Raw genomic sequence first — 16,919 nt, 5'->3', positions numbered from 1 at the left:
CCTTTGCGCGCGTCCACACACCTGCATTTCTACTGCATTCCAACGACAAAGTGGGCTCGCTGCTTCCCGGCGCTCGCGCCGGGCCCGCACGGCCGCCGACCGGGGACGGGCGTGCATTAGCGTGGCAACCATGGCAAGCGACGCCACCGTCGTGTGGACCGACCGGTTCCTGGACTACAGCTGGACGCCGGAACACCCGATGAGGCCCGCCCGCCTGCGCTTCACGATGGCGCTGGCCCGCGGTCTGGGACTGCTGGAGGGCGTCGAGACCCTCGCCCCCGATCCGGCCGGCGACGCGGACCTGCTGCGCGTCCACACGCCCGCCTACCTGGAGGCCGTCCGGCACGCCGAACCGGCGGCAGCCGGAGTGCATCCGGCCGTGGCGCCGCCGTTCGGGCTGGGTTCGGCCGACAATCCGGTCTTCCCGCGCATGCACGAGGCGGCGTCGGTGGTCGTCGGCGGCACCCTGGCCGCGGCCGGGGAGATCGCGGCGGGGCGCACCCGGCGCGCGGTGAGCATCGGCGGCGGCATGCATCACGCGATGCCCGCCGCGGCCGCGGGCTTCTGCATCTACAACGATGTCGCCGTGGCCATCTCGTGGCTGCTGGATCACGGCTTCGACCGCATCGCCTATGTCGACGTCGACGTCCATCACGGCGACGGGGTGCAGCGCGCGTTCTACGACGATCCGCGGGTGCTGACCGTCTCGATCCATCAGCATCCGGCCACGCTGTGGCCCAATACCGGCTGGCCGGAGGAGACCGGTTCCGGCGCCGCCGAGGGCACCGCGCTCAATCTGGCGCTGCTGCCGGGCACCCGGGACGCGCAGTGGCTGCGTGGTTTCCACGCGGTCGTGCCGGGCGCGCTGGCGGCGTTCCGGCCGCAGATCCTGATCAGCCAGTGCGGGGTCGACACGCACCGCGAGGACCCGCTGGCGGATCTGGACCTGACCGTGGACGGCCAGCGGGCCGCGTTCCGCGCGCTGCGCGATCTCGCCGACCGCTACGCCGAGGGACGCTGGCTCGCCGTCGGCGGGGGTGGATACGGCCTGGTCCGGGTGGTGCCGCGGGCGTGGACGCATCTGCTCGCGACCGCCCTGGACCGCGATATCGATCCGGGCGCGCCGACGCCCGGCGACTGGCGCGAAGAGGTCCTCGCGTACGCGCCGGTGGTCCGGCCGCCGCACACCATGGGCGACGGCGGCGATACCGCCTATCTGCGCTGGGACGGCCCGGGCGGCACCTACGAGACCGGAGACGACCGGATCGACCGGGCGCAGCGCGCGGTCGACACGGCCGTATTGGCCACTCGCCGAGCGGCTTTCGGGCTGCTGGGCCTGGACCCGGAGGATCCCCGTGACTGAATCCGGCACGCCGCCCCCGCCGGGCGGCACGGAGTGGGGGCCCGACACACCGCAGGACCCGCCCCCGCCGCCCCAGCACTGGTTCGCCGACGTCCTCGCCTCCGACGGCGGCGTCGTGCGCCTGCGCCCGATCACCCCCGACGACGCCGAGGCGCTGCAGCGCTTCCACGCCGGGCTGTCCGATCGCACCCGCTACCTGCGCTATTTCGGGCCGTACCCGCGCATGACGCCGAAGGATCTGTACCGCACCACCCATGTCGACTACCACGACCGCGTCGGACTGGTGATCGTGCTGGACCAGACGATCCTGGCCGTCGGCCGCTACGAACTGCTGTCGGACCGGGAGGGACCGCGCGCGGCCGAGGTGGCGTTCGTGGTGGCCGACGAGCATCAGGGCCGCGGGCTGGGCTCGATCCTGCTGGAGCACCTGGCGGGCGCGGCCGCCGAGAACGCCATCGACACCTTCGTCGCCGAGGTGCTGGCCGAGAACAACGCGATGGTGACGGTGTTCCGCGACGCCGGCTATCAGGTGCAGCGCAGCCGCGACGGTTCGGTGCTGCACCTCGAGTTCGCGATCGACCCGACCGAAGCGCTGCTGTCGGTGCGCGATTCGCGCGAGCGCGCGTCCGAGGCGCGCAGCGTCGGCAATCTCCTGAGCCCGGGATCGGTGGCGGTCATCGGGGCGACGCCGTCGGGCGGGCGGGTCGGCGGCGCGGTACTGGCCAACCTGCTGTCGGGTGTGTTCCAGGGGCCGGTGTACCCGGTCAACCCGAATCGTCGTTCGGTGCGCGGGGTCCGCGCCTACGCCACCGTCCGCGACATCCCCGACGAGGTGGACCTGGCCGTGGTGGCGGTGCCGGCCGCCGAGATCCCGCCGGTCCTCGACGACTGTATGGCCAAGGGCGTCAAGGGCCTGGTGGTGCTCACCGCCGGATTCTCGGAGACGGGCCCGGCCGGGTTCGCCGCCGAACGGGAGCTGGTCGACGCGGTGCGCGGGCACGGCATGCGGGTGGTGGGTCCGAGTGCGCTCGGCGTCGCCAACACCGATCCGGCGGTCTCGCTCAACGCCACGCTGGCCACCGTGCTCCCCGGGCGCGGGCGGGTCGGATTCTTCTGTCAGTCCGGCCCGTTGGGTGCGGCGATTCTCGGCGAGGCCGCCGCGCGCAAGCTGGGGTTGTCGACGTTCGTGTCGGCCGGTAACCGCGCCGACGTCTCCGGTAACGACCTGCTCCAGTACTGGGACACCGATCCCGATACCGATGTGGTGCTGCTGTATCTGGAGACCTTCGGCAACCCGCGCAAATTCTCCCGCATCGCGCGGCGGGTGGCCCACACCAAGCCCATCGTCGTGGTCAGCAGCGGCCGCAACGCCACGCGCACGATCCCGGTGAGCGCGCTGGAACGGTCGGTGGAGCGCGATCTGTTCGCCCAGGCCGGGATCGTGCAGGTCGATACGATCTCCGAACTGTTCGACTGCGCCATGCTGCTGGCGTATCAGCCGCTGCCGGGCGGGCCGCGGCTGGCGGTCGTCGGCAACAGTGCCGCGCTCGGCTGGCTCGCGGTCGACGCGGCCCGCGGCGAGGGGCTGGTGGTGACCGCGCCGGCCGATCTGGGGCCGCAGGCCGCTCCGGCCGATTTCCTGACCGCCGTGGCGGCGGCGATGGATTCGCCGGAGGTCGACGCGGTGATCGTGATCTTCGCGCCGCCGGTCCCGGTCTCGGTGGCGGCGTTCGCGGAGGCGATCCGCGCCGGCGCCCAGACGGGGACGAAACCGGTGCTCACGACCTTCGTCGCCGATCACGGCATGCCGAATCTGCTGGCGGTGCGCGGCACCGGCGGCACGGTGGAGCGCGGGTCGATCCCGTCCTATCCGGATCCGGAACGGGCGGCGCGGGCGCTGGCGCGGGTGCGCCGCTACGCCGACTGGCGCACGCGGCCGGTCTCGGCCATCGTCCGGCCCGCCGGGCTGGATACCGAGCGGGCGCGAGATCTGGTGGGGGAGTGGATGTCCCGCGCGCCCGAGGGCGGCTGGCTGGGCGATCTCGAGGCGGTCGACCTGCTGGGCTGCTACGGCATTCGAGTGGTGGAGTTCCGGGAGGTGCGCGACGAGGACGCGGCGGAGCGGGCGGCCACGGAACTGGGCTATCCGGTGGCGGCGAAGGCGACCGGCGAGCTGTGGCGCAACCGGCCCGATCTGACGGGCGTGCGCCTGGATCTGTGGCGGCCCTCGGCGGTGCGCCGCGGCTACACCGACCTGGCCGAGGTGTCCGGCGACGAGGTGGTGCACATCCAGCGAATGGCCACCAAGGGCGTGGGGTGTGTTCTGCGCGTGCAGGACGATCCGTCGTTCGGCTCGGTGATCAGCTTCGGCCTGTCCGGCACCATCATCGACCTGCTCGGCGACCGGGTCTACCGCGCGCTGCCGCTGACCGAATCCGAATCGGTGGCGCTCATCGACGCGCCCCGCGCCGCGCCGCTGCTGGACGGCGGGACCGGTGTCCCGGGCAAGACGATCGGCGAGCCCGTCGACAAGCGCGCGCTTTCCGAACTCGCGCAACGCATTTCAGCGCTCTGCGACGATCTGCCCGAGATCCGCGAACTCTCCGTGGAACCGGTCCTGGCCTCACCGCAGGGCGCGGCCATCCTCTACGCCCGCGTCCGCATCGGCCCCGAACCGAGCCGCTTCGACGTGGGCCCCCGCCGCCTGGCCTGAGCAGATGAGCGGCCCACCGGAACGACGGCGGTCAGCTACCCGCGCGCGTGCGCGATCTTCTCGACGGCTGCTAGTACCGCGGGCAGCTCGGTGAAGCCCTCGTCGCCGAGGAAGTGGCCGGCGCCGGGGATTTCGAGGAGTTCGGCGTCGAGGTCGGCGGCGAGTGCGCGCGAGGCCTCGGGTGGGACGATTTCGTCGTTGTCGGAATGGATCATGGTGCGGGTGGCGATGTGCGGGACCACCGCCGCGACCTCGGGGGTGTCGGCGAGGTAGTCGTCGAGATCCGGAATCGCGGGCAGCGCGCCGAGGAATCCCGAGACCGCGACCAGGCCGCCGAGTCGCCACTGCGGGGCGAGTCCGGTCAGGAATCGCAGGGCGGTGATGGTGCCGAGGCTGTGCGTGACGAGCACGGTGTCCGGGTCGACGGCGCCGATCTCGGCGGCGAGCCGGGACTCCCACTCCTCCCGGACCGGCGTGTCCGGGGTGGGCAGATCCACCACGCGGGCCTGGTGTCCGCGCTCGCCGAGCTGCCGGGCCAGCCAGGGGAACCAGTGGGAGGTGACGTCGGCCGAATAGCCGTGAACGATGAAGATACGCACGCCTGCGCAACCCGGCGACCGTGACGCCCTATTCCGCGCCTGGCCGGTGGCGACGTCCACAGCGGCCCGCCGCGGCATCCCGGCGTGACCGGCGCCACCGTGGCGACCGTGCCGCGATGGTCGATACTGGCCCTATGCGCGAAGATCAGATCGAAGCTGCCACCGCGCCGCTGCGGGACGACATCCGGTTCCTGGGCGCGATCCTGGGCGAGACGATCCGCGACCACGAGGGCCCCGAGGTGTTCGACCTCATCGAACGGGTCCGGGTGGAGGCGTTCCGGGTGCGCCGGTCGGAGGTGGAGCGCAGCGCCGTCGCGGATATGTTGCGCGACATCGACATTTGGGTGGGAATCCCGCTGATCCGCGCGTTCAGCCACTTCCTGCTGCTGGCCAACCTCTCGGAGGACCTGCAGCGCGACCGCCGCCGCGCGGTGCACGTGACCGCGGGGGAGCCGCCGCAGGAGTCGAGCCTGGCCGCCACCTATCGCAAGCTCGACGCGGCCCGCCCGGACGGGGCGGCGGTCGCCGACCTGCTGGGCGACGCGCTGGTCTCGCCGGTGATCACCGCCCATCCCACCGAGACGCGCCGCCGCACCGTCTTCGACGTCCAGTCCCGTATCACCGAACTGATGCGGCAGCGGCAGCGCTACACCGAGGCGGAACCGGAGTACGCCGAGATCGACACCGGGCTGCGCCGCCAGATCCTCACGCTGTGGCGGACGGCGCTGATCCGGTTGGCGCGCTTGCGGATTCAGGACGAGATCGAGGTCGGACTGCGTTACTACGATCTGACCCTGCTCGAGGTCATCCCGCGCATCAACGCCGACGTGCGCGCCGCGCTACGCACCCGCTGGCCCGGCCACGACCTGCTGGCCCGGCCCATTCTGCGTCCCGGATCCTGGATCGGCGGCGACCGTGACGGCAACCCGAACGTGACCGGCGAGGTGGTGCGCCGCGCCACCCACCGCGCGGGTTCCATCGCACTCGGCCACTACCTGAAAGAGCTTGTCGGGCTGGAGAAGTCGCTGTCGCAGTCGGCGCGGCTGGTGCCCGTCACGCCTGAGCTGGCCGAACTCGCCGATGCCGGGTTCGACGACTCCCCGCAACGCGCCGACGAACCCTACCGCCGCGCCGTCCGCGGTATCCGGGCGCGCCTGACGGCGACCGCGGAGCGCGCGCTGGGCGAGGTCCCGGGCGAGGGGATCGGTGGTCGCGCGACGACGCCGGAGCCGCGCCCTTACGACTCCCCACGGGAACTGCTGGACGATCTCGACGTCCTCGACGCCTCGATGCGGGCCTCCGGCGACGGGCTGCTCGCCGACGATCGCCTCGCGGGACTGCGCGGCGCGGTCGAGACCTTCGGCTTTCATCTGCAGGGCCTGGACATGCGGCAGAACTCGGAGGTGCACGAGACGGTCGTCGCGGAGCTGTTCGCCTGGGCCGGAGTGCATTCCGACTACGCGAGCCTGCCCGAGGCGCAGCGCGTCGAACTGCTGGCCGCCGAACTCGACACCCGCCGCCCGCTGCTCGGCCCGACCGCGCGGCTGAGCGATCTGGCCGCCCGGGAACTCGGCGTGCTCGCCGCCGCGAAGGCCGCCCTGGACGATCTGGGTCCCGATACGGTGCCCAACTACATCATCAGCATGTGCACCTCCGTCAGCGATGTGCTGGAGGCCGCGCTGCTGCTGAAGGAGTCCGGCATCCTCGATCCGGGCGACGCGGATACCGCGCCGAGCAGCCCGGCGGGCGTCGTGCCACTGTTCGAGACCATCGATGACCTGCGGCAGGGCGCCGAGACGCTGGTCGCGGCCCTCCAGGTGCCCGCCTACCACCGGCTGGTCGCCGCGCGCGGCATGCAGCAGGAGGTCATGCTCGGCTACTCCGACTCGAACAAGGACGGCGGCTACCTGGCCGCCAACTGGGCGCTCTACCGCGCGGAACTGGATCTGGTGGAGGCGGCCCGCAAGACCGGAATCCGGTTGCGGCTGTTCCACGGTCGCGGCGGCACGGTCGGTCGCGGCGGCGGGCGCAGCTACGACGCCATCCTCGCCCAGCCCGCCGGCGCGGTCCGCGGTTCGCTGCGCCTGACCGAACAGGGTGAGGTCATCTCCACCAAATACGCCGAGCGGGGGACGGCGCACCGCAACCTGGAGGCCCTCGTCGCGGGCACCCTGGAATCGACGCTCCTGGACGTGGAGGGCCTGGGCGCCGCCGCCGAACCGGCCTACGACCTGTTCGACGAACTGGCCGAGCTGGCCCGGCAGTCCTACGCGCGGCTGGTGCACGACACCCCCGGATTCGTGGACTACTTCCGCGCCTCCACCCCGATCGCCGAGGTCGCCGATCTGAATCTCGGCAGCCGCCCGGCCTCGCGCAAGCCGACGAACTCCGTCAGCGACCTGCGCGCGATCCCCTGGGTGATGGCGTGGAGCCAGTCGCGGGTGATGCTGCCCGGCTGGTACGGCACGGGCTCGGCCATCGAGCAGTGGGTGGGCGGAGATCCGGAGCGTGTGGCGCGGCTGTCGGACCTCTATCGCCGCTGGCCGTTCTTCCGCACGGTCATGTCGAATCTGGCGCAGGTCATGGCCAAGGCCGACATGGACATCGCCGCCAGCTATGCCGAGCTGGTCGAGGATACGGCCCTGCGCGACACCATCTTCGGCATGATCCGCGAGGAATTCGACCGCACGGCTCGCATGCACGCCGCCGTCACCGGCAGTGATCAGCTCCTCGCCGACAACCCCGCCCTCGCCGAATCCATCCGCAACCGCTTCCCCTACCTCGAACCCCTCAACCAGATGCAGGTCGACCTGCTTCGCCGCCGCCGCGCCGGAGACGACTCGGAACTCGTCGAACGCGGCATCCTGCTCACGATGAACGGCCTGGCCACCGCCCTGCGGAACTCCGGCTAGCCCGGAGGACCGGGGGTGCGGTCAGCCCAAGGGCATGGGGACGCACGAGGATCCGAGGTCGGTGCCGGTGGATACCCGCACGTACAGGGTGCTCACCTGGTCCTCGGGGGCGATGTAGGAGCCGACGGCGCGGGCGGTGATCACATGGTCGCCCGTGGTGCCGGGCGTCCAGTCGACGTCGGCCCGCATCTTCCCGTCCTGATTGGTGACCTGCACCCGGCCGAGATAGATCTCGTCGTCGTAGAAATCCATGTGCATCGGATTGCTGGACGACGTCGTCGCCGTCACGGTGGTCTTGCAGCCCTGCACGGCCTGACCGTTCACGTCCAGCCTGGTACTCGCCGAGGCGCTCGCGGTACCGAGCAGCACGATCCCCGCACTGCCCAGGACGAGGCCGGCGGTGCGGACGGCCCTGTATGACATGTGAATCCCTCCGTTGTGCGCGTAGCACGGGCCAGTATCCCCGATCTGCCCGTCCCCGCATCACCGATCGTGGCTACTCGCCGGACACTCGCCGCGGCGACCGGCGTACCCGTCGACGTCGCACACGAAGGGACTGTTCCCGCTGGACCCCGCACACCCGGCAGGTCGACGCGCCCGGCCGGTGTCGCGAGATCACGGGCACAGGCTCGGGCGGCATGCTGGAACAGGGGGTGTTCTGCGGCCGAAAACCGGGATCCCACTGCGCGTGTCGGCGAACGGAGACCGGGACGGCGCGGCCGCTACAACGGAGGAAAGCTCATGACGCCGGCCGGTTCGCGCTGGGCCCGGAGGGGACAGGGCGCGCGTGCGCCGACCGGCGCTCGTGGTGATCACCAACCCACGTGATCACCGCGGGGATGCTGGGCCGGATTCCGGACGGCCCAGCGTCTGTGGGGTCAGCTGGCGTAGGCGCGGAGGCGGTCGGCCCGCTCTCCCTTGCGCAGCTTCGCCATGACCTCGCGCTCGATCTGGCGCACGCGCTCGCGCGACAGGCCGAACAGCTTGCCGATCTGGTCGAGCGTGCGGGGCTGACCGTCGTCGAGACCGAAGCGCAGCCGGATGACCTGTTGCTCGCGCTCGTCCAGCGTGGCCAGCACGCTGCGCACGTCGCGATGCATGAGGCCGGCGATGACGGCGCTCTCGGCCGAGGTGGCCTCGGAGTCCTCGATGAAGTCGCCGAGCGGAGCCTCCTCGTCGTTGCCGACGGGCATGTCCAGGCTCACCGGGTCGCGGCTGTGATCGAGCAGATCGGCGATCTTCTCCTCCGGGATGCCCGATTCGGCGGCCAGTTCGGCGTCGGTGGCCTCCCGGCCCAGCTGCTGGTGCAGCTCGCGCTTGATCCGGGCGAGCTTGTTGACCTGCTCGACCAGGTGCACGGGCAGGCGGATGGTCCGGCTCTGATCGGCCATGCCGCGGGTGATGGCCTGACGGATCCACCACGTGGCGTAGGTCGAGAACTTGAAGCCCTTGCTGTAGTCGAACTTCTCCATCGCGCGGATGAGGCCCAGGTTGCCCTCCTGGATCAGATCCAGCAACGGCATGCCGCGGCCGGTGTAGCGCTTGGCCAGCGAGACGACCAGGCGCAGGTTGGCCTCGAGCAGGTGCTGGCGGGCGGCCTTGCCGTCGCGGACGAGGATCGCCAGATCGCGCTTGCGGGTGGCGGCCAGTCGCTTGGAAGTCTCCAACAGGTGTTGGGCATAGAGGCCCGCCTCGATGCGCTTGGCCAGCTCGACCTCGTCGGCGGCCGTGAGCAGCGCCGTCTTGCCGATCCCGTTCAGGTACACGCGTACCAGGTCGGCGGCGGGGCTCTGGGCGTCGAGGTCCCCATCGCTGGCGCGCATTCCAGTGGTGGCGGGGCTTGTCATGACTTGCCTCCTGTCGGTGGTGTCTCACTCCGAACAACGGACCCGACACTGGGAAAGTTCCCCGCCACTGTCCCGATAAACAGTAGCTGAGCTGCGGATTTCGCCACTTCCGTCTGAGAAGTTCCTAAGAACGACGCAGGCGGGGAACGCCGGGCTCGCACTGTTGCCGGATATCTACCGAGAAGGCATCCAAACGTGACTAGAGGGGACGGATCAAACCGTGCCGCACGAGTCCCGTGGTGACGGCCAGGGCCGCGGAGCGCAACTCGGGAGTGGCGATGGTGCCGGTGTGGCCGATTGCCAGTAGTTCGACCAGTTCTTCCAACGGCAGACCGTCCGCGCGCATTCCCGCCAGCAGGGCGGCGGCGGTGTCGTCGACCTCGTGCTGCCAGCGCGGGCCGTTGCCGCGGTGCAGCCGGACCACGGCCTGATCCCAGCCGTCCGATCCGGGCAGGAAGACCCGTTCCAGCGCGGTGGCCGCGTCGACCTCGAACCGCGCGTTCCAGGCGATCTCCTCGTCGGCGGCGACCGCGCGCAGCCAGGCCGAGCGTTCGAAGTACGCGATGGCCTCCGCGCCGAGCGGATCGTCGAAGCCGTGCGTGAGGTCCTCGGCCAGCACCTCGGTGGGCCCGTCGACGGCCCGCAGATAGACGAAGCCGAAGCCGATGCCCTCGACGTCCGCGGCGTCGAACGCCGCCAGCCACCGCTCGGCCCGCTCCTGGGCGATCGGGTCGCGCGGATCCAGTCCGGCGTCGCGCAGCCAGGTCCCCACGTACAGCGCCGGATCCGCGATATCGCGCTGCACGATCCAGGCGTCGACGCCGTGGCCGGGCAGCCACGACGACACCCGGGTGCGCCAGTCCTCGCCGTCCACGTGCACCCAGGACGCCAGCATGGCCGCCGTGCCGCCGGGCGCGAGCAACTCGGGCGCCCGCGAGATCACCAGCTCGCTGGCGCCGTCCAGGGCCAGCCCGGAGTCGCGGTAGGTGTGCTCCACCCGGGCCGGGCCGACCACGAACGGGGGATTGGCGACGACCCGGTCGAACCGCCGCCCGTCGACCGGCTCGAACCAGGAACCCTCCAGCAGTTCGATGTCCAGGTCGTTGAGCGCCGCGGTCGCGCCGGCCAGCCACAGGGCCCGCCGGTTCACGTCGGTGCCGGTGACCGTCCGCGCGTAGCCCGCCGCGTGCACGGCCTGCACCCCGCAGCCGGTGCCCAGATCCAGCACCGTGCCCGTGGGTGCGGTCGGCGTCGCCCGCAACAGCGACAGCGACGCCTGCCCGACGCCCAGGACATGGTCGGCGGTGAGGGTGCGCCGCCGCATGCTGTCGTCGAGATCCGACAGCACCCAGCGGTCGTCGTTGCCCAGATCCAGCGGCCGCAGATCGAGGGCCGCGCGCACCTCGCCGCCGTCGCGTTCCAGCAGTCCGGCGGCAATCGCGCGGTCGATGCCCACGGGCGCGAACGCCGCGGCGGCCTCGCGCTCGGGTACCGGATCGCCGAGCAGGAGCAGCCGGACCAGCGTGCCGAGGTCCCCGGCCCCGCGCACGGCCCGGCGCACCGGCACCGGTTCGGACCGGCCGAGGGCGGTGTGCGCGTCCGCGCCGAGCGCTTCGAGGAGTGTGTCGGCGTCGTAGCGCGTGCGGGTCAGCGCGGTGCGCAGGTCGGGCGCGAGGGCGGCGAGCGCGGATCCGGTGGCGGCAGCGGCAGTCGGCATGAACCAGAACTCTGCCACCGCAACAATCGGGCATCCCGCCAAGCCCCGCCTTCGCGGCCGCGCGGCGCCGCCGGGAGCGGCCGGAGTGGTCGGTGTTGCATGTCGCGCAACCGAATTCGTCACCTCTACCTGCGGCAATACGACATACCAAACGTCCGATTTATTGATATTGTGACCTGGCTCACGAGGAGGTAAGTGGGAGTGACAACCGAAGAACGCCTCGCGGAACCCGCCGGCGAATGGTCCCGGATCTACGACGGCCCCGACTTCCAGCGACTGCGACGCAGATTCCGGCTCTTCGTCTTTCCGATGACCGCACTGTTCCTGGCCTGGTACGCGCTGTACGTCCTGCTGGCCGACTACGCACACGACTTCATGTCCCAGAAGGTGTGGGGCAACATCACCGTCGGGTTGATCTTCGGGCTGCTGCAGTTCGTCTCGACCTTCGTCATCACCTGGCTGTACGTGCGCTACGCCGATCGTGAACTGGATCCGATCGCCGACGAGTTGCGCGCCGAGCTGGAGGGAACCGATCGATGACCACCCACCTCGCCGCCGCGGTCGAGGGCAGCCGCCCCTGGCTCAACGTCACCATCTTCGCGATCTTCGTGCTGATCACGCTCGTCATCGTGTTCCGTGCCAGCCGCGACACCCGCACGGCCGCCGACTATTACGCCGCCGGGCGGGCCTTCTCCGGACCGCAGAACGGCATCGCCATCTCCGGCGACTACCTGTCCGCGGCCAGCTTCCTAGGCATCGCCGGGGCCATCGCGCTCTACGGGTACGACGGGTTCCTCTATTCGATCGGCTTCCTGGTGGCGTGGCTGGTGGCCCTGCTGCTGGTGGCCGAACTCCTGCGCAACACCGGCAAATTCACGCTGGGTGACGTGCTGGCGTTCCGGATGCGGCAGCGTCCCGTGCGTGCCGCGGCGGCCACCTCGACGCTGGCGGTGAGCCTGTTCTACCTGCTCGCGCAGATGGCCGGCGCGGGCGTGCTGGTCTCGCTGCTGCTGGGCGTGTCCGGGGATCTCGGGCAGAACCTGGTGATCGCCGTGGTGGGTGCGCTGATGATCGTCTACGTGCTCGTCGGCGGGATGAAGGGCACCACCTGGGTGCAGATCGTGAAGGCGGTGCTGCTGATCGCGGCGGCCGCGGCGATGACGGTGTGGGTGCTGGCCAAGTACGGGCTGAACCTGTCGTCGCTGCTGCAGGACGCCGTCGACCACGGCGGCAAGACCGGCGCGAAACTGCTCGAGCCCGGCTTCAAGTACGGCAAGAACGACACCAGCAAGCTCGACTTCCTCTCGCTCGCACTGGCACTGGTGCTCGGCACCGCGGGCCTGCCGCACGTGCTGATGCGCTTCTACACGGTCCCGACCGCGAAGGAGGCGCGCCGCTCGGTGGTGTGGGCGATCGGGCTGATCGGAGTGTTCTACCTGTTCACGCTCGTCCTCGGCTACGGCGCGGCGGCGCTGGTCGGCCCGGAGAAGATCGCCGCGGCGCCCGGTAAGGAGAACGCGGCCGCGCCGCTGCTGGCGCTCGAACTGGGCGGGCCGCTACTGCTGGGATTCGTTGCGGCCGTGGCGTTCGCGACCATTCTGGCCGTGGTGGCGGGGCTGACGATCACCGCGTCGGCCTCGTTCGCGCACGACGTGTACGCCAATGTGATCAAGCGCGGGCGCGCCGACAGCAAGGACGGCGAGGTGCGGGTGGCGCGCATCACCGCCGTCGTGATCGGCGCGGTCGCCATCGTCGGCGGCATTCTCGCCAAGAATCAGAATGTGGCGTTCCTGGTGGCGCTGGCGTTCGCGGTGGCGGCGTCGGCGAATCTGCCGACCATCCTGTACACGTTGTTCTGGAAGCGGTTCAACACCACCGGCGCGCTGTTCAGTATCTACGGCGGGCTGCTCGTGACGATCGTGCTGATCATCTTCTCGCCGGCGGTGTCCGGATCCTCGTCCGCGATGATCAAATCCGCCGACTTCCACTGGTTCCCGCTGTCGAATCCGGGCCTGGTCTCGATTCCGGTGTCGTTCGCCCTCGGCTGGCTGGGCACCATGCTGTCGCGGGAGCACGACGAGCGGAAGTACGTCGAGATGCAGGTGCGCGCGTTGACCGGTGCGGGTGCGGAAAAGGCCGTGCGGCACTAGGTTTCGCTCACCGGACGGCGGCGGGCGTCCCCGAGCGGAAGGTCTTGCGGTAGGCCAGCGGCGGGACGCCGAGTTCGGCGCGCATGTGGTGGCGCAGGGAGGCGGAGGTGCCCAGCCCCGCCGCGCGGGCGACCTCGTCGATCGGCAGGTCGGTGGATTCGAGGAGGTGCCGGGCGTGGCGGAGCCGCTGCTGCAGCAGCCACGCGCCCGGCGCGAGTCCCGTTTCGGCTTTGAAGCGGCGGGTGAAGGTCCGCACGCTCATCCGGGCGTGCGCGGACAGGGTGGTCAGATCGAGTTCGCGGTCGAGGTGCCGCAGTGCCCAGGCGCGGGTGGGCGCGGTGCCGTCGGAACCGTCGTCGGGCACGTGGCGGTCGATGAACTGCGACTGGCCGCCCTCGCGCCAGGGTGGCACCACGCAGTAGCGCGCCGCGCGATTGGCGACCTCGCTGCCGTGGTCGGTGCGCAGCAGGTGCAGGCACAGATCCAGACCGGCCGCCAGACCCGCCGAGGTGTAGAGGTTCCCGTCCTCGACGAACAACAGGTTCTCGTCCAGGCGAACCCGCGGGAACAGCAGGCGGAAATCGTCGGCGAAGGACCAGTGCGTGGTCGCGCGGCGGCCGTCGAGCAGTCCCGTCGCGCCGAGCACGAACGCGCCGGTGCAGATCGACACGATCCGCGCGCCGGGGCGGATACTCGCCAGCACCTCGGCGAGCGCGGGCGGCAGCGTCCCGTGCTCGCGCGGTCCGGGCATCTGCGTGCCGGGAACGATCACCGTCTCCGCTCCGGCCAGCCAGTCCGGACCGGCTTGCGGGACGATGCTGTACCCCATCGTCGCGGGCACCGGGCGCTCGTCCAGGCCGCAGACGCGCACGTCGTACAGCTTCGTCCCATCCGCGGCGGTCGCGTTCCCCAGCACCGTCGGCGGAATGGTCATATCGAATCCCACCACCGGCGCCAGCGCCAGCACCGCCACTCGATGCCGCCCGATCCCTTGCGCAGCACGGCCTTCCGCCACGACGGCCCCACCTACACCCTCACCGCCGTTGCCCGCCGCGCTCATGCCGGCACTCGCCCGGTGTGGGGGTCGCGGCCGGTGAGGCAGTAGACACCGCCGGTCGGGTCGTTCATCACCATCCAGTGCGCGCCGCGGGAGATGCGCCGGGCGCCGAGGGATTCGTGCCAGGCGGCGGTGGCGTCGACATCCGCGCAGGCGAGGTCGAGGTGGGCCGTGGGCGGTTCGTCGGTGTTCTTGCGTTGCAGCAGGATTCGGATGGGAAGGCCGTCTGGGACGTCGAGCCGGGCGAACTCCGGCAGGGAGGTGGGGCGCGTTCCCCATCCGGTCAGCTCCGTCCAGAAGGCGACCTCGCGATCGAAGCTGGAGGCACCGATATCCAGGCACACCTGATCGAGGCGGCTGAGGGTGCCGTCGGGGCCCGCGACCGGCGGCGGCACCCGCCCGCCCTGCTCGGTCGTCAGGCAGAACGCCGTACCGCCAGGGGATTTCAGGTAGCTGAAGTTGTCCTCATCGATGACGGAGGTCGCGCCCAGCGCGTGCGCCCGGCGGCGGGCCGCGCCGAGATCCTCGACATCGAGATCCAGATGCGCGCCACCGGGACCGCCCACGGCCTGACCCCGGACACACGCGTCACCGTGCTCGGGCAGCAGCGTGGTGAATTGGGCGTGCTCGCCGCGGCGTTCGGACAGTCGTGTCGCGGTCACGGTCGTCCAGAACGCGAATGCCTCGTCGAACGCGGCGGCGGGGCGGTCGATGAAGGCCCAGTTCCAATAGATCATGCCGTCCTCCCGAAGTGGCCAGATATTGACGGATTGTGGCATTCAGGCCACTCGTCCGCAACCGGCCGGTGCTGCACGATCTGGTGGTGACCGACGTGCGAGACCCCGCTCCCACCGCGGCCGCGGTGCGGCCCAGAAGATTTCGACGCGTGCATCCGGCCTGGCCGGTGGCGGCGGCCGGATTCGTGGCGCTGATCGGCGCCGCCGGATTCCGGTCGGTGCCCAGCGTGCTGATGGACCCGCTGCACGATGAGTTCGGCTGGTCGCACGGCACCATCGGCTCGGCGGTGTCTCTGAATGTGCTGCTGTACGGGCTGATCTCACCGTTCGCGGCGGCGCTGATGGACCGTTTCGGCATCCGCCGCGTGGTCGCCTGCGCGCTGCTGCTGGTCGCGGCGGGCAGCGGGCTGACGGTGTTCATGACCGAGTCGTGGCAGCTGCTGGCGACCTGGGGGCTGCTGGTGGGTATTGGCGTCGGCTCGATGTCGATGCCCTTCGTCGCCACCATCACGGGCCGCTGGTTCGTGCGTCACCGCGGCTTGGTGACCGGCGTCCTGACCGCGGCCGGGGCGACCGGTCAGCTGGTATTCCTCCCGCTGATCTCGGCGCTGGCGCAGGCCCACGGCTGGCGGGTGCCGTCGCTGGTGGTGGCGGGGACGGCGCTGGCGGTCGTCCCGCTGGTGCTGTTGTTCATCCGGGACTATCCCAGCGATATCGGCGAGCGGGCCTACGGCGCCGCGCCGGACAGTACGGCCGGGGTGCGGACCGCGGTGACGGGCGGAGCCACCCGGGCGCTGACCGTACTGGCCAGAGTCGCCAGGACGCCCGCGTTCTGGCTGCTGGCGGGCGGCTTCGCGGTCTGCGGGGCCTCGACGAACGGCCTGGTGGGCACGCATTTCGTCAGCGCCGCGCACGATCACGGCATGCCGCCGACCACCGCGGCCGGGCTACTGGCGGTGGTCGGGATCTTCGATGTGGCCGGCACCATCGCCTCCGGCTGGCTCACCGACCGCGTCGACTCGCGCTACCTGCTGATCGGCTACTACTCGCTGCGCGGGCTGTCGCTGCTGATCCTGCCCGCGCTGTTCGCGCCCGATACCCGCCCGAGCATGTGGGTGTTCATCATTTTTTACGGCCTCGACTGGATTGCGACCGTGCCGCCCACTGTGGCCTTGTGCCGCAAGCACTTCGGCGACGACGGTCCGATCGCCTTCGGCTGGGTCTTCGCCTCCCACCAGGTCGGCGCGGCATTGGCCGCCACCGGCGCGGGCGTCATCCGCGACCTCCAGGGCAGCTACGACCTCGCCTGGTACATCGCGGGCGGCCTGTGCGGCGCCGCGGCGCTCATGTCCGCCGCGGTGCGCCGGGGCTCACCCGTCGATCGAGCGGTGGTGGCCTGACTAGAGGGCCTTGGCCGCGCGGCGCTCGTCCCAGCGGCTGGGTTCGTCCTTACGGCGCGGCGGTCGGTCGTTGGCGATCAGCACCGCGACCCAGGGCAGCGGGATCGAGACGCCGATGATGGCGAGCGAGATCAGCGGATTGGCCCACAGGCCGTAGGCGACCGCGGCCAGGATCAGGCACGGAATACGGAACGCCATGATCGCCGTATATCGGCGGACCCGCGCGCGATGCTGCTGCTCGAGGGAGGGCGCGGCCTCGGTGATGAGGACGGGCCGCTGTTCCTCCTGACCGGGAAAATAGCCTTCGGAGCGGCGCGGCGGACGGGGGATCGAACCGGGTGGAAGGCGCTCGAACTCGGGGCGAACCTCGCCGTCGCGGTCTTCGGCATCGGGGGATTCGCCGTCACGCTGCATACCTCGAGTC

General features: G+C 70.9%; 13 protein-coding genes. 6 read left to right on the top strand and 7 right to left on the bottom strand.

Annotated elements, in window-relative coordinates; all coding sequences use genetic code 11:
* Positions 1–130: 130 nt before the first annotated feature.
* Both ON41_RS20550 and ON41_RS20545 read left to right on the top strand, forming a co-directional pair.
* The gene (locus tag ON41_RS20550; protein WP_051162026.1) at positions 131–1,363 is read left to right on the top strand and encodes an acetoin utilization protein AcuC; all 1,233 of its coding nucleotides are present in this window, start codon (positions 131–133) and stop codon (positions 1,361–1,363) included.
* Complete coding sequence (locus tag ON41_RS20545) at positions 1,356–4,076, top strand: bifunctional acetate--CoA ligase family protein/GNAT family N-acetyltransferase (protein ID WP_040749324.1); 2,721 nt, start codon at positions 1,356–1,358, stop codon at positions 4,074–4,076. The genes ON41_RS20550 and ON41_RS20545 overlap by 8 nt, the downstream gene beginning before the upstream one ends.
* A gap of 35 nt (positions 4,077–4,111) precedes the next feature.
* Here the strand turns inward: ON41_RS20545 and ON41_RS20540 are convergent, their stop codons facing one another.
* The gene (locus tag ON41_RS20540; RefSeq protein ID WP_218003533.1) at positions 4,112–4,675 is read right to left on the bottom strand and encodes an RBBP9/YdeN family alpha/beta hydrolase; all 564 of its coding nucleotides are present in this window, start codon (positions 4,673–4,675) and stop codon (positions 4,112–4,114) included.
* A 134-nt stretch (positions 4,676–4,809) separates the two neighbouring features.
* On the opposite strand from ON41_RS20540, the gene ppc reads away from it, so the two are divergent.
* A complete protein-coding gene (gene ppc / locus ON41_RS20535; protein ID WP_040749323.1) occupies positions 4,810–7,587 on the top strand; it encodes a phosphoenolpyruvate carboxylase in 2,778 nt (925 codons plus the stop codon).
* Positions 7,588–7,608: 21 nt separating this feature from the next.
* On the opposite strand, the gene ON41_RS20530 is transcribed toward ppc, so the two are convergent.
* The 3 genes from ON41_RS20530 to ON41_RS20520 all read right to left on the bottom strand — a co-directional run bounded on the left by ON41_RS20530 (position 7,609) and on the right by ON41_RS20520 (position 11,151).
* Positions 7,609–8,010, bottom strand: coding sequence for a hypothetical protein (locus ON41_RS20530; protein ID WP_040749322.1), 402 nt, complete (start codon positions 8,008–8,010; stop codon positions 7,609–7,611).
* 455 nt (positions 8,011–8,465) lie between these two features.
* Positions 8,466–9,434, bottom strand: coding sequence for a sigma-70 family RNA polymerase sigma factor (locus tag ON41_RS20525; protein WP_040749321.1), 969 nt, complete (start codon positions 9,432–9,434; stop codon positions 8,466–8,468).
* A 199-nt stretch (positions 9,435–9,633) separates the two neighbouring features.
* Positions 9,634–11,151, bottom strand: a complete 1,518-nt coding sequence (locus ON41_RS20520) for a DUF7782 domain-containing protein (protein WP_040749368.1) — start codon at positions 11,149–11,151, stop codon at positions 9,634–9,636.
* Positions 11,152–11,352: 201 nt separating this feature from the next.
* Here ON41_RS20520 and ON41_RS20515 point away from each other — a divergent pair, with 201 nt between their 5' ends.
* Together ON41_RS20515 and ON41_RS20510 are read left to right on the top strand one after the other, a co-directional pair.
* Positions 11,353–11,691 carry a DUF485 domain-containing protein gene (locus ON41_RS20515; RefSeq protein ID WP_040749320.1) on the top strand — a complete coding sequence of 113 codons (339 nt, stop codon included), beginning with the start codon at positions 11,353–11,355 and terminating at the stop codon, positions 11,689–11,691.
* Entirely contained in the window at positions 11,688–13,301 is a 1,614-nt protein-coding gene (locus ON41_RS20510) for a monocarboxylic acid transporter (RefSeq protein ID WP_040749319.1), read from the top strand. The genes ON41_RS20515 and ON41_RS20510 overlap by 4 nt, the downstream gene beginning before the upstream one ends.
* A gap of 7 nt (positions 13,302–13,308) precedes the next feature.
* On the opposite strand, the gene ON41_RS20505 is transcribed toward ON41_RS20510, so the two are convergent.
* Together ON41_RS20505 and ON41_RS20500 are read right to left on the bottom strand one after the other, a co-directional pair.
* Positions 13,309–14,316 (bottom strand): GlxA family transcriptional regulator, encoded by a 1,008-nt coding sequence (locus ON41_RS20505; protein ID WP_276325745.1) that lies wholly within the window; start codon positions 14,314–14,316, stop codon positions 13,309–13,311.
* A 41-nt stretch (positions 14,317–14,357) separates the two neighbouring features.
* Positions 14,358–15,137, bottom strand: coding sequence for a VOC family protein (locus ON41_RS20500; RefSeq protein WP_246460827.1), 780 nt, complete (start codon positions 15,135–15,137; stop codon positions 14,358–14,360).
* A gap of 41 nt (positions 15,138–15,178) precedes the next feature.
* Here ON41_RS20500 and ON41_RS20495 point away from each other — a divergent pair, with 41 nt between their 5' ends.
* Positions 15,179–16,495, top strand: a complete 1,317-nt coding sequence (locus tag ON41_RS20495; RefSeq protein WP_373281354.1) for an MFS transporter — start codon at positions 15,179–15,181, stop codon at positions 16,493–16,495.
* On the opposite strand, the gene ON41_RS20490 is transcribed toward ON41_RS20495, so the two are convergent.
* On the bottom strand, positions 16,496–16,909 hold the full coding sequence (locus tag ON41_RS20490) for a DUF3099 domain-containing protein (RefSeq protein ID WP_040749316.1): 414 nt from the start codon (positions 16,907–16,909) through the stop codon (positions 16,496–16,498).
* Positions 16,910–16,919 lie beyond the last annotated feature (10 nt).

Source organism: Nocardia transvalensis NBRC 15921 (assembly GCF_000308875.1).
Lineage (GTDB): Bacteria > Actinomycetota > Actinomycetes > Mycobacteriales > Mycobacteriaceae > Nocardia > Nocardia transvalensis.
The sequence above is the reverse complement of the archived record's forward strand: the minus strand, read 5'-3'. Positions and strand labels throughout refer to the sequence as shown.

What these genes read in the sequence shown, in the direction of transcription:
- ON41_RS20550 (WP_051162026.1), top strand. Translation starts at nt 131, where the DNA reads ATGGCAAGCGACGCCACCGTCGTGTGGACCGACCGGTTCCTGGACTAC.
- ppc (WP_040749323.1), top strand. Translation starts at nt 4,810, where the DNA reads ATGCGCGAAGATCAGATCGAAGCTGCCACCGCGCCGCTGCGGGACGAC.
- ON41_RS20530 (WP_040749322.1), bottom strand. Translation starts at nt 8,010, where the DNA reads ATGTCATACAGGGCCGTCCGCACCGCCGGCCTCGTCCTGGGCAGTGCG.
- ON41_RS20525 (WP_040749321.1), bottom strand. Translation starts at nt 9,434, where the DNA reads ATGACAAGCCCCGCCACCACTGGAATGCGCGCCAGCGATGGGGACCTC.
- ON41_RS20520 (WP_040749368.1), bottom strand. Translation starts at nt 11,151, where the DNA reads ATGCCGACTGCCGCTGCCGCCACCGGATCCGCGCTCGCCGCCCTCGCG.
- ON41_RS20510 (WP_040749319.1), top strand. Translation starts at nt 11,688, where the DNA reads ATGACCACCCACCTCGCCGCCGCGGTCGAGGGCAGCCGCCCCTGGCTC.
- ON41_RS20500 (WP_246460827.1), bottom strand. Translation starts at nt 15,137, where the DNA reads ATGCCACAATCCGTCAATATCTGGCCACTTCGGGAGGACGGCATGATC.
- ON41_RS20490 (WP_040749316.1), bottom strand. Translation starts at nt 16,909, where the DNA reads ATGCAGCGTGACGGCGAATCCCCCGATGCCGAAGACCGCGACGGCGAG.